Here is an 11,908-nt window from a genome sequence, read left to right on the forward strand (position 1 = left end):
CGTGTCGTCGGGCCGTTCGGCTGCCTACGAGAGGGCGGCTGTGAGCTGGGCTGAGAATCGTCCGACCTGCGCTTCGGGGAGCTGGACGACGACCGTGTCCCAGGTCTCGTACACGAACACCAGGGGCCGGTCTCCGGCCCACACCCACACCCGCTCGGGGTTCGCCGCCAAGAGCTCGATGCCTGCCGACACGCTGAACGGACCGACGAAGCACAGACCGCGCCCACCGCTCGCCTCGAGGCCGACCCGCCGAGCAAGGTCTGCGTCGCTCGGCATGACCTCGACCCGCATGCGGTCGGCGCCTTCCTCTGCGGCCCAGCACCAGACGACCGACAAGGCCAGGTCGATCCGCCGGTCCTGCTCGTCCTCGGCCAGCGTGGTGAACGACTCCGGCAGATCCCGTTCCACGATCGGCAGGCTCTGCCCCTCATACCGTCGGACGCCCGACGCCGCGTGCACCAGGTAGCCGCTCGTGGGGTACGGCCGTTCAACTGTCACCACGCCAGTCTGCCGATCCCTTGCCCTGCGGGCCTCGACGTGAGAGGTCGACACCTGCACCTAAACGAACGTTTAGGTGCATGTAACGCTCAGCCGATGGTGCGGAGTGGCGTGTCGTCGTGGTCGCGGACGGTGGTGCGCTCGACGAGGAAGTCGACGGTGGGCAGCTCGGCCACTCGGTAGGTGCCGGCGCGGGGGAGCAGCTGCGCGGCTACGGCGTGGGCCTGTTGGAGGGTCAGGCCGATGACCCAGTGACCCGGTTCGTGCTCGTGCGGGTCCACGTGCGTCTCGGGTGAGAACGTCACGCGGGCGTGCTCGCTCTCGAGGGAGAAGTCGTCGCCGGCGCCGATGCGCAGGGGGAGGGCGACGCGCAGGGTGTCCACCACGTCGGCGCCGAGGGTGACGGTCAGGGGTGCTCGCCGTCGGAACCGTGCGAGGCGACCGGGCTGTGTGACGGTGAGCCGCTCGACAACCAGTCCTCCGAGGGAGGACCCGTCTGTGGCGCGGCCGGCCTCGACAGCAGCGACCGCGCGCGGGTCGGTGAGGATCGAGTCCCGGTCGAGCCGAGTCACCAGGAGCGGGTAGTACCGCTCGTAGAGCGCAGCGAACCCGGTGTCGGTCCAGGTCTTCTTCGCGGCAGCCTCGTCGGCAGTCAGGCCGACCACCTGCAGAAAGTCGATCGCGTCCGCGCCGGCCTCGCGGGTGTCCCCGCGAGGGCCGCGTCCGAGCTCGGGGTCCTCCATGAACAGGACGTGTCCGACGGGTGTGCTCGAGCCCTGCTGGATCGGGCCGTACAGGTCCATGGTGTGGCCGGGCCCGAACGGGTTGAACGTCTCCACGACGTAGCGCGTGAGATTCTGCAGCAGGTTCGCCATGAACACCGGGGGGTGTTCGTGCTCGGGGCTGTCGGTGCGGGCCAAGCGGGCCGTGAGTTCGAAGGTCCAACCGCGACCGTCCTCGGGATCGTCGAGGACATGGCGAGCATCTGACGAGCCGACCGCGGTCGAGGTCAAACCGACTGCGACGTAGTGCCAGTGCGGCACAGGTTCGGTCCGGGTGTAGACGAGCACCTCATCCAACGGATCGGGGCCCCCGTCCTGCCAGCGGTGCTCGGTCACCCAGCGGAAGTCCGGCTCCGTGTGCCCGTACACCGCACGCAGCGCAACGTCGACGCCCGGGGCGCCAGCCTCATCAGTCACGCACCCCAGCATTCCCTGAGCCGAGGCCTGCGGAGCGCCACCACGAGGTGAAGCGGCCCCCTGCCACGAGCTCGGGTGCACTCAAACGATCGTTTGAGTGCATGTACCCCGGCTAGCTGGCGCTCAAGATCGGCGCTACGGGGTGGGGGTCGCGGTGCGCTCAAGGAGTGCGCGCGCCTCCGCGACGATGTCCGCGTTGGTCTCGGCGCGGTGTGAGGGGAGTTCCTCCCACTGGTCGGCGAGTGCGACGAACGCCGTCAGGTCGACGACGTGCTCGAGCTCGCGCCAAGCCTCTCGCCAGATCCAGGCCGCCCCTTCGTAAGGGCTCAGGCCTCCGGCGACGATCTGCTCGGCAGTCCACCGGGTGAGGCTCCACAGTGCCTCATGCTCGGTCACTGCGAGGTCGAGCTCGTCGAGCACGGCACAGAACAACTCGCGGCACTCGTGGACAGCGCTGGCTCGTTCGCCCGCGAGCTCGCGTAGGGCAGGCGAGTCCAGTCCTCGAAGCAGCGCATCCGTGGCGAGAGCCGGTAGCTGCTCGACCGGTTGAAAGCCGAGGGCGAACCGCCACGCCGCGACCTGGAGAGGATCTGTCACTCGACGATTCTGGCTCAGCCCTGCCGTTCTCACGTCGACCCCGCGGACCCCCGTGCCGAGGTGCACCTAAACGAACGTTTGAATGCATGTACGCCCTGCCCGTGCCTCGAGGTGCCCGGATCTTGTGATCGGATGTGCCGTTCTCTCGGTGAGGGCGCGCGCCGGCCGTGAGTTTCGGCCGGTGGGGGTTCGCTGACAGGCCGCGCCACATGGGCTACCTGTGTCGGACGGCGATCGGTGGCGCCGACGCGGCGCTCAAGCAGATGGAGGTGTGGTGGTGCCGACGCTGTCGCGTATCTATGTCTGGCCGCCCATCGGATGGCCCGACAAGCTGTGGACCGCAACGCTGGACGGCGACATGTTTGCCCGGACCGCTCGGCGCGTGTGTGAGCGGTACACCGAGGGGCTGGCCGCCGCCGGGCTGCCGGCTCGGCGCCGTGAGCTACAGATCGGCTCGGGGACCCTCGCCGAACCCGGCGAGGCCGACGCATCCGTCGTGGTCTTCACGGCGGCCGACGGCGATGGCGCGCGGATCGATATGCCCCCCGGCGTTGCTGCGTTGACCGCGCAGGAGCGGGCCATGTTCGTCCTCGACGTGGTCGACGGAGTCCTGCGTGAGCTCGCACCGCACCGTGGCTGGAGCGCAGCAGCGCTGGATCAGCTGCGCGCTCACGTGGAGGGCCACGACCTGTCCTGGACGTGGGCCAGCCCCGGGAAGACGAGCCGCGGGCGGCAGTACATCGCACGGGCGGTCTTCGACCTCCTCGACGACGGATACGGGTCGGTCACCCTGGAGATCCGGTCGACGTCCAACGGGGCGCTGCTCAGCCGCACCGCACCGCACCTGGCCTTCAGCACACAGCGAGGCTTCGAACGAAGCGCGGCGAGCATCCGCTGGGTCGCTAAGGACGCCGTCACCTTCCATCCCTACATCGGACTTCTCAGAGACCCTGGCGAGATCGTCGCCTTGCGCGTCGACGACCCGGCGCCCGACTCCTCTCTCGTGCGCCCTGCGTTGTGGCCGCGGCTGCCCGACGTCGATGCCCCCAAGGGCGACACCTCGCGCTACCCCGAGCCGGAATCCGCGGCGCAGCGCCGACCCGCAGTCCGAACCACATACTTCGGCCGGGTCTGAGCCCTCGCGGTGCCCTGGCCAGTCGGTCGCGGCGTGGTCTTGTTGGACCGCGACAACCACCAGCGACCGGCCGGTTCCGCTCGGTACTGGCCACGGACCGGCGGCCACGCGACACACCCGGTCACGGTGCCAAGAGGACGGTCCGTCTCGAGCCGGAGAGGAGAACACGGCCGTCGCGCAGCGATGCACACCCCCGTTGGACGGGTACATGCACTCAAACGTTCGTTTGAGTGCACATCACGCCGCGCGGCCCCCTGCTCGGCGGTCTGCGGCATGCTCGGCCTGTGTCTGAGAGCCGCAACTTCTGGGGTGGGCCGTCGGGTGAGCTGTTCGCAGACATGGTCCTGGAGCGGCTCGCCGGGGAAGGATTCGCTTGCGAGGTCGAGGTGATGCCGTGGTCCGAGCACGAGCTCGAGGGCGGATTCAGCGTCACGGTCCGGTCCCCAGAGCCGGGCGTCCTGTGCTGGGTCGTTGACTGGGTGCACGGCGTGCGGATACTCGATCCCGACGCGGACGACCTCACCGTTGCACAGGCGTTGGACTACATCAGCCTGCGCAGCCACGGACGCACGGCGAAGGAAGCGTCGAGGGCGGTTCGGCACCGCTCTCGGTGAACTCGTCCGGCGGGTGCCCTCGAGCTCGACCGGACCGCCGGGTCCTGACACGCCGCAGATTGCGTGGCGGCGTTGGTCTCAGACGGGTGGCGGATCATCACCGGTCGAGTGCGGCGCCGGTCGCAAGGACGACGCTCCCACCGTCGTGGCGGTGCCCTGCGCGCCGGACGGCGCGGTGTGGTGCTGGTCGAGCCACGTCCTGCGGAGTCCGCGCGTCCGGAGGAGCCCGATCAGCGTCGCGACGGCTGGCAACCCGGCGTTCCAGCGCTCGTCGTCCGGGACGATGAAGAACAGCAGCACGAACACGGCGAGCACGAGGCTCAGGACGACGGTCAGCAGCGCGAACCCGACACGTGGCAGGACGGGCAGCCGTCGCTCGGCCATGGCATCTCCTGGAGGTCGCGCGGTCCGCATCGGCGTGCTCGCTGTCTCGCGCGCAGAGGCGTTCTGCCGTCCGGTACATCACTCGGGTCACTGCTGCGCCCACGCCCACAAGACGGCGCGGGGACACGCTAACGCGAGGGCAGCCACGCGCCGGACACGCTAAAGCGAATCGGACAAGCCCGATACGGGCCTACACCTCGTCCGGCGGATCGGCGACGCTTCGTCGTGAGGCACGCACCCTAAACGATCGTTTGAGTACATGCCCTCGGAGCTGCTCGCTTCTGGCTTCACGGACCATAACTGGCGAGACTCGCGTCATGGCGGCCTCTTCCGACGCAGCTTTCGACGGTGGACGCCTCGTGTGCGCGGCCCTCGACGACACCATGACCCGGTCGGGTTTCGCGCCGGGCCAGATCGGTACCCACCCAGGCGGGGTAGGCGTGGTGTTCTGCTCCGAGCACCGCGCGTTCCGCGACCGGTTCCCGTCGCTGGCACCGGAGATCCACTACGCCGAGCAGGGCGCCTACACCGACCTCAACGTGGAAGTCGCGCTCGTCGGTGGGGCCCACCTGACCGAGATCGACCTCGACGGGTGCCGCCTCGAGCGACTGCTGGGCGACGTAGACGGCGATGACCTCAGGCCGCAGCTGACGTCCATGACCGACGGCCCCCTGCAGGACGGCCTGCAGCGCCTCGACCATCTGCTCCAGAAGGTCTTCCGGCGGGCAATAGCAGGCGGAGAGAGCCATCAGTAGCTGACTGCGGGCTCGGCCGCCGTTCGTAGCCCGGCCGCGTACATGCACTCAAACCTTCGTTTAGGTACACGAAGGATGGGGGTCAACGCAGGCCTAGGCGTGCGTGTCTAGCCTCGTGGCATGCATGTCAGAGAGGTGGAGCGTGCCGGCCGCGTGTACGACGTGGCGTACTTCGCCGACGGGCCGCCGTCGCCCGACGATGTCGCCGCCGTGGTGGATCGGCGGGTCTCGGGGATCTCGCTGGAGAGGGACGCGCTGGTCCGCGGGGTGCGGGGCCAACTCTCCTGGCTGCGCGACGTGACCGACCTCCGCTACCTGAGCATCAGCTCGCGGGGCGCCGTGAGCATCCCTCCCGAGGTCTTGCCTCGACTGGAGTGCCTCAGCTGGCACGGCCCATCCAGCCAGACCTTGACCACTAGCCAGATGCCGAGCCTCCGCGCCTTGGCGCTGAACCCGGCCCGCCGGCTCGTCGGAGATCTGCGATCGTGCCCGGACCTCGCCTGGCTCACCCTCGCCTACTTCGACCGCTCCGACCTTGCCCTCGTCGACGGATGTGCCGGACTGACATCCCTCAAGCTCGCAGGCCGCCGGCAGATCCTTGGAGCCCATTGGTCCGAGCCGCCGGTGTCCCTGCAGGTGCTCATGCTGCAAGGTCTCTATCTGGCGAACCTCCCAGACTTCGGACCGAAGAGCGCGCTCCGGAACTTCCGTGCGGACTTCATCCAGCCGCTCGAGTCACCTCCCGCACTCGACCTGCGCATGCTGCGCGGCTGCGCGTCGTTGGAGTGGCTGGCGATCGAACGGCTGGGTGACCTGCACAACCTCGACGTCCTACGCGGCCTGACAGGTCTACGCGACGTCAAGGTGCGCGAGGGCCACTTCACCCCGACCGCCGTCCCTGGCGTGCCGCTCAGCATCCTGCCGGCGTAGGGCAAGTTCGCCATGAGCTCTCTGAACAGTTCGACTGGAGGTCGCGTGCGACGAGCCACGGTCGTCGTCGCCGGCTCAGGCCGCTCAGGACTGAGCTAGCGTCTCGCCGTGACGCTCACTCAGGTGCTAGCCGTGGTCTGCGCCGCAGGCGGCGCGATCGGCATTGGCCTCGTGGGCGCATGGGTGATCGATCGCATCAGGCACCACCCCTAGCTCGGCAGAGCCGGAAGTACATGCACTCAAACGATCGTTTAGGTGCATGTACTTCGGCGGGGTGGCCGGCGTCCGCGTGCACGTGACGTCGGTGAGACTGTGGAGATGGTCCCGACCTCCGAGCTCAGCTTCGTCGTCGAGGTCGAGGACGACCCCCGCGGCTGGGTGATCGTGTCGCCGCTGATCGACGGCGTGCACCTGTCCGATCTCGTCGAGCGGTTCGAGCTGGACCACGGCATGGCTCCCGCTGGTGGGTACGACGGGACGGCCGTGGCCGGCGAGTCCCCTCGAGCGTTCGCCCACGGTGGTGTGGACGCGGTGGAGCTGGCCCGCCACTTCCTTGGAGACCCGGCCGACACCACGAGCCGTGGCCGGCGGTGGCGCTTCGGCCGCTCCAGGAACACACGCGTGCGGCTCCTGGCCTGCGACGGCTGCTACGAGTCCGGCTGCTGGCCGGGGGAGATGATCGCCACCCGAGCTGACGGGGTCGTGGAGTGGGCCGCGTTCCGCAACCCGCACCGCCGCGACCGGGACTACGCGGGTTTCGGGCCGTTCCGCTTCGACGAGCAGCAGTCCCTCGCGGCGATCGGTGACCTACAGCGCGCGCTCCTCATGCACAGCGCCTGAACGTCTGCGTCCGCTTACGCGACCCCGTACTTAAACGAACGTTTGAGTGCATGTACCCGTGCGACAAGGGCGTGCAGGGCCGCTCCGAGTGCTCTGATGACGAATCTGGTGACGGGCGCGCTCGGGCTCGATGGTCTGCTGCGGCCCTCGAGCAGCGCGGGGGACGTCGGCCTGCGGGGAGGCCTCGACGAGTTGTTGCGCGAGTACGCGGCTACGGTCCCAGAAGGGCGGTCTGTCCTGACCCCGAGAGAAGCACGCGGCCGTCGGGCAGGGGCTGCGCCCTGCCACCGTCGAGCGTGGAGGGGATGCGCCAGACCTGCTCGCCGGTCTCGACGTCGCGGGCGACGAGGAAGCTCTGGGCGTCCTCGCGCGACTGGGTGAGGACCACGCGTCCGTCGGTCACGATGCTGCCGCCGGACTCGGGAGCCAGCTGGTCGTGCTCCCAGACGGTCGCCCCGGTGCGATCGTCGACGGCGATGATCCGGTCCTGGTCCCGGAGGACGACGCGGCCGGCGAGCACGACGGGGCTGGCCCACGTGGGCCAGCTCCAGAGTTCGTCGCCGGTGCGTGAGTCGATCGCCATGATGCCGTCGTGCTCCGAGGGCTGGACGAGCAGCGTCCGCGCGGCGCTGCCGTCGTCGACGGCCGGGTGGATCGCGTGCGCTGCGGTCGTGAAGCGTCGCGTTCCGTCGCCGTCGGCCACGACGAGCTCGACGCGTTCGTCGATCGCGGAGGTGACCGCCGTCCCGCCGTCCGGCAGGGTGAACCTGTCGAGCTCAGGTGTGTCGGTGCCGCTGGCGGGGTCGGTCTCCTTGCCGGTCCGCAAGTCGAGCGTCACCGACACCTCACCCGCCTCCCAAGTCATCGTCTCGCTGCCCGAGTAGAGGCTCACGCCGCCGACCCGCCCGACGTGAGGACCGGTGTACTCCCAGGCCCGCTCACCGGTGCGCAACGACCATCGGCTCCCGACCAGCCGGCCCTGGCCGTCCAGACCCATCGTCACGACGCCGTCGTCGATCTCGGTCGGGTGGCCCGAGCCCGGAAGGACGAGGTGCCGCACCAGCGCACCGGAGACCGGGTCCAGGACGCTGATCTCGGACTGCGGCCCCGATGCCAGGCTCGTATCGGACCCGGTCAGGACGTTCGGGAAGCTCGCGCCCTCGAAGGGGATGGCGTCGAGGCACGCGAGGACCGCCGACCCGGGCTCCAGCACGTTCACCGGCCCCAGCCGCCGGCCGTCACGGGTGCCGCCGTCGTGGAGCACGAACCAGCACCCGAAGGTGCCGCCCGCAGGGTGCTCCCAACGGGTCGCGCCGTCGTCGAGCCCGACACCGAGCACACCGCCACCCTGCCGGTCGTTCAGCACGAGGACGTCGCCGATGACGCCGACCACTCCCTCGCGCGGCGCGCGCCACACCTCCGACCACGGCACTGCGAGCGATCCGGTCAACCCTTCCGTCCGTGAGAGTCGGCTCGTCTCAGCGCGGTCTGCGCGCCACTCGACACCCGCGCCGACGACGAGCGCCAACACGACCACGCCGGCCACGACAGCCCAAGCGCGGCGCGGGACGAGGCGCACCAGCTCACGCCAGTCGGCGCCGCGCTCAGCGGGCGGCGTCACCGGGCCCCCGGCCTCCACGAGCTCGACGTCAACCTGTCCCTGCCCCGGCGCACGCACGACGCGACGCTACCGCCACGCCCGAGACCGGACCGCAGTTTCTGTCCCTCTACGCGCCTGCACAGTGCAGTCAAACGAAGGTTTGAGTGCATGTACTCCTGGTCTCGTCGAGCTAGGGGCAGGACCTGTGTCGCTCGATGACCCAGGCGCCCACGAGGCCGAGCCCGATCGCGCCGCCTGGGGCGGAGAACTGCGGTCAGCACCTGGATGAGCGTCACGCAAAGGACGTTTGCCCCAGCGAGCGTGCGCAGTAGCCACTGGCCTCAGAGAGGACGCGACCAGGGGCTTCCTTGCTCTGTGGTGAGGAATGTCGACAGCCACTCGTGGAAGTCGACCCGCCGCGGGAGGCCGGGTGGGCGGTGACCGAGGCGCTCGGCGTCCTTCCAGACTTGGCGATGCTCTGCGAGGGCGGTGAGCCAGGACTTTCGTGCGTCTAGAAGAAGGTCGACGGCCTGGACGACCTGCTCGGCGGTCCAGCCGGTGTCGCTGACGTTCAGCATGCTCCGGAGCCGGCTGCGTGTGTCGGCGAAGCCGAACGGGCTGAACTCGCCGATGCAGGAGTGCAGGCTCTGGACCCGGACGTTGAGCGGGAGGGATGTATCTAGCGCTCGCCTGGCTGAGTTGTTGAAGCTCAACGCGTCACTGCTGCGTAGCTCATGCCTCGAGGGCAGCCGAGTGAGGGGAGGGCGGCACACCACATCATCGGTGCGCGGGGCTCTCAGCCTGAGCGGATTGATGCCGCGCCGTGGAGTTCCGCTCGTCGCTCGGTGGACCTAAACGATCGTTTAGGTACGTGTCTCGCGATCAGGCGCGTGCGTCGGAAGTGCGGTGTCCGGCGCTCCCGCCACGGCACGTACCGGTGGTCCGCGTGGGCCAGCGTCCTTGCGTCAGAGGTCGTCGTAGGTGGTGGCCTCATGGCTCAGGCCGGAGCCGCCAGCTGGACCGGTGGCGGCGCTGCGGCGACGTGCGCGTCGACCATGGCGGCGAAGAGCTGGGGATCCTGCCCCACCCAGGCGTGGCCGAGGCCTGGTACGACGCGCGCGGCGCCGCGGGGGAAGGCGGCGGCGATCGGAGTGAGGGACTGCAGGATCAGGGCGTGCTCGCGCTCACCGGCGACGGCGAGCACGCGGCTCGGCGATGCGGCGGCCGCTTCGGGCAACCGGTAGTCAAGGAGCTCGGCGCCGACCCGTAGGTGGGTTCCGGGAGCCACCGTGCTGGCGGCGTGCACGTAGCCGTCGACGTCTGCGGGCGGCACTCCCAGGGTGCGGGCGTTGGCCCGGATCAGCGGTGGCCAACGCAGTAATGGTCCGGTCAGGCGACCGGCGACCCGCATCATGCGTGGGTTCGGGAACGGCAGCACGTTGACGCCGCTGACCACGGCGCCCGGGACGAGGTCTGGACGGGTGGCGGCGAGGTCGGCGGCCAGGTAACCGCCCAGCGACAATCCGATGACGTGCGCCTGGCTGCCGTGGGCGCGGGCCAGGATCAGATCTGCTACCGCGGCGGCGGTGTCGGCCATCGACTCCCAGCGTCGCCGACTGCTGTCGCCGTGGCCGGGCAGGTCGACCACCAGCAGGTGCAGCCGGTTGCCGAGGAGGTCGACCACGCGCCGCCACATCCAGCCGCTGGTACCGGCACCGTGCAGCAGTGCCACGCTGGGCGCGGTGGCCGGGCCGGTTTCCTGGACCGAGAGCTGGATCATGCGTCGGCCCGCCGTCCGTCGACGGCCGGGAGCAGAACGGTGCTGAGGATCCGGCGCTTCCTGTCCGGTGCCGCGGGCAGCCGCAGCCGTGGTTCGAGCACTCGATGCATGTCCTCGAGCAGGTCCTGCAGCTCGGTGTCGGACAGGTGGAGCGCGGTCTGCCGGTAGCCCACCATGTCCCGCACGAGGTCGGCGTCGTCGCTTCCCGAGTACCGGTCGAAGTCGTCGAGCAGCGCGGAGACGAACGCGAGGAAGCCTTGCCGGTGCTCGTCGAGGGACAGGGCTGCGACCTGCTCGGCGCCGAGGGACCCGGCACCGGCTCGCAGTTGGTACGTGCGTTCCACGGCTCCGCGCACGCGCCGCTCGCCAACGACCTCCAGCACCTGTGCCTCGGCCAGGACGGTGACCTGTCGGTACAGCGTCGCCGGCGGCACATCGGGCAGTGCAGCGTGCAGCGCAGCGGTCGTCAGCGCGCGCCCACCCAGGAAAGCCTGCACGATGCGCAGCCGTAGCGGGTGCAGAAGGACCTCGGCCACGCCCGGCATCGTTCTCATGGATGCGAACGATATCACGATCGATAATCAACTTACGCTTCAGCCGCTCACCGGGCGCGATGCGCTGAGACCTGCCGCGGAGGCTGCGCCGCGCCGGGACCGAGCCGGCTCGTGGTTGAGGGGCGGCAAGCCCGATGGCCCACGTCACGGCGCACTCGATTAGCCGACTTCGGACGGTCGAACCGGTCACCGTCCTTCGCAGCCTCAACTGTTCAAAAGTCGCGTACCTTTCCCGCGGCCGGTTGAGGGCTGGGCGAATGAGTTGTGTGACAGGTCGGAGGTCAGCTCGCCGGGGCGATGTGAGTCGGCTCGGTGGCCTGTAGCGCCCGGTAGACCGTGGCGCGGGAGACGGCGAAGGTTCGCACGAGGTCGGTAATGCTCTCCCCGCCGTCGCGTAGCGCGCGGACCTGACGTGCTTGGGCGGGGGACAGGCGTGGGGGCCTGCCGGTGTGCCGGCCGCGGGCGCGCGCGGCAGCGCGGGCTGCGGCCGCGCGCTCGTGCATGAGCTCGCGCTCGTACTCGGCGAGCGCCCCGAAGATGCCGGCGAGCATGCGTCCGGTGGGGGTGGCGTAGTCGATGCCCTCCCGCAGGGACCGCAGCAGGACGCCGGCGGCCGTCAGGGCTTCGATCGTTCGGATGACTCCGGACAGGGATCGCCCGAGACGGTCGAGCGCGACCACCACAATCGTGTCGCCGGCCCGGGCGTAGTCCAGCAGCGCGGCGAGCCCGGGCCGGGACTCACTCGCCCCCGACATGGTGTCGGTGAAGATCCGCTCGCACCCCGCCGCGGTCAACGCGTCGCGCTGGGCCTCGAGGTTCTGGTGGTCGGTGCTGATCCGGGCGTAGCCGATGAGCGTCACCCGCGGATCGTCTCAGAAGTCGACGCGTACCACGCCGCCGACACGCATCGTTTCGAACCGACTTGTGAGACGGGATGCCACGCGTGGCGCTGTGCGCCAAGACGTCGCAGTGAAGGGTGTCTCACTTCCAAGGAAACGAGACGGTCACTTCCGCGCTCCGGT

14 protein-coding genes are annotated in these 11,908 nt (G+C 69.7%); 5 read left to right on the forward strand and 9 right to left on the reverse strand.

Annotation, left to right across the window (positions count from 1 at the left end):
* Positions 1–24 precede the first annotated feature (24 nt).
* The 3 genes from NXY84_RS03920 to NXY84_RS03930 form a co-directional block, all read right to left on the reverse strand.
* A complete protein-coding gene (locus NXY84_RS03920) occupies positions 25–408 on the reverse strand; it encodes a hypothetical protein (RefSeq protein ID WP_258725859.1) in 384 nt (127 codons plus the stop codon).
* A 179-nt stretch (positions 409–587) separates the two neighbouring features.
* On the reverse strand, positions 588–1,616 hold the full coding sequence (locus NXY84_RS03925; protein WP_258725860.1) for a suppressor of fused domain protein: 1,029 nt from the start codon (positions 1,614–1,616) through the stop codon (positions 588–590).
* A 216-nt stretch (positions 1,617–1,832) separates the two neighbouring features.
* The gene (locus tag NXY84_RS03930) at positions 1,833–2,294 is read right to left on the reverse strand and encodes a hypothetical protein (protein ID WP_258725861.1); all 462 of its coding nucleotides are present in this window, start codon (positions 2,292–2,294) and stop codon (positions 1,833–1,835) included.
* A 274-nt stretch (positions 2,295–2,568) separates the two neighbouring features.
* Between NXY84_RS03930 and NXY84_RS03935 the strand changes: the two genes are divergently transcribed.
* Both NXY84_RS03935 and NXY84_RS03940 read left to right on the forward strand, forming a co-directional pair.
* On the forward strand, positions 2,569–3,429 hold the full coding sequence (locus NXY84_RS03935; RefSeq protein WP_258725862.1) for a hypothetical protein: 861 nt from the start codon (positions 2,569–2,571) through the stop codon (positions 3,427–3,429).
* Positions 3,430–3,713: 284 nt separating this feature from the next.
* On the forward strand, positions 3,714–4,043 hold the full coding sequence (locus NXY84_RS03940) for a hypothetical protein (protein ID WP_258725863.1): 330 nt from the start codon (positions 3,714–3,716) through the stop codon (positions 4,041–4,043).
* A gap of 78 nt (positions 4,044–4,121) precedes the next feature.
* On the opposite strand, the gene NXY84_RS03945 is transcribed toward NXY84_RS03940, so the two are convergent.
* Complete coding sequence (locus NXY84_RS03945; RefSeq protein WP_258725864.1) at positions 4,122–4,427, reverse strand: hypothetical protein; 306 nt, start codon at positions 4,425–4,427, stop codon at positions 4,122–4,124.
* 317 nt (positions 4,428–4,744) lie between these two features.
* Here NXY84_RS03945 and NXY84_RS03950 point away from each other — a divergent pair, with 317 nt between their 5' ends.
* The 3 genes from NXY84_RS03950 to NXY84_RS03960 all read left to right on the forward strand — a co-directional run bounded on the left by NXY84_RS03950 (position 4,745) and on the right by NXY84_RS03960 (position 6,952).
* The gene (locus tag NXY84_RS03950) at positions 4,745–5,182 is read left to right on the forward strand and encodes a hypothetical protein (RefSeq protein WP_258725865.1); all 438 of its coding nucleotides are present in this window, start codon (positions 4,745–4,747) and stop codon (positions 5,180–5,182) included.
* A gap of 120 nt (positions 5,183–5,302) precedes the next feature.
* The gene (locus NXY84_RS03955; RefSeq protein WP_258725866.1) at positions 5,303–6,112 is read left to right on the forward strand and encodes a hypothetical protein; all 810 of its coding nucleotides are present in this window, start codon (positions 5,303–5,305) and stop codon (positions 6,110–6,112) included.
* A gap of 318 nt (positions 6,113–6,430) precedes the next feature.
* The gene (locus tag NXY84_RS03960; protein WP_258725867.1) at positions 6,431–6,952 is read left to right on the forward strand and encodes a hypothetical protein; all 522 of its coding nucleotides are present in this window, start codon (positions 6,431–6,433) and stop codon (positions 6,950–6,952) included.
* A gap of 211 nt (positions 6,953–7,163) precedes the next feature.
* Here NXY84_RS03960 and NXY84_RS03965 read toward each other — a convergent pair whose 3' ends face one another.
* The 5 genes from NXY84_RS03965 to NXY84_RS03985 all read right to left on the reverse strand — a co-directional run bounded on the left by NXY84_RS03965 (position 7,164) and on the right by NXY84_RS03985 (position 11,746).
* Positions 7,164–8,402 (reverse strand): PQQ-binding-like beta-propeller repeat protein, encoded by a 1,239-nt coding sequence (locus NXY84_RS03965; RefSeq protein WP_258725868.1) that lies wholly within the window; start codon positions 8,400–8,402, stop codon positions 7,164–7,166.
* A 491-nt stretch (positions 8,403–8,893) separates the two neighbouring features.
* Complete coding sequence (locus tag NXY84_RS03970; protein ID WP_258725869.1) at positions 8,894–9,265, reverse strand: hypothetical protein; 372 nt, start codon at positions 9,263–9,265, stop codon at positions 8,894–8,896.
* Between the two features lie 284 nt (positions 9,266–9,549).
* A complete protein-coding gene (locus NXY84_RS03975) occupies positions 9,550–10,332 on the reverse strand; it encodes an alpha/beta fold hydrolase (protein WP_258725870.1) in 783 nt (260 codons plus the stop codon).
* Positions 10,329–10,904, reverse strand: a complete 576-nt coding sequence (locus tag NXY84_RS03980; protein WP_258725871.1) for a helix-turn-helix domain-containing protein — start codon at positions 10,902–10,904, stop codon at positions 10,329–10,331. The genes NXY84_RS03975 and NXY84_RS03980 overlap by 4 nt, the downstream gene beginning before the upstream one ends.
* A 263-nt stretch (positions 10,905–11,167) precedes the next feature.
* The gene (locus NXY84_RS03985) at positions 11,168–11,746 is read right to left on the reverse strand and encodes a recombinase family protein (RefSeq protein WP_258725872.1); all 579 of its coding nucleotides are present in this window, start codon (positions 11,744–11,746) and stop codon (positions 11,168–11,170) included.
* Between the last annotated feature and the right edge of the window lie 162 nt (positions 11,747–11,908).

The organism is Cellulomonas sp. NS3 (assembly GCF_024757985.1).
Taxonomy (GTDB): Bacteria; Actinomycetota; Actinomycetes; order Actinomycetales; family Cellulomonadaceae; genus Cellulomonas_A.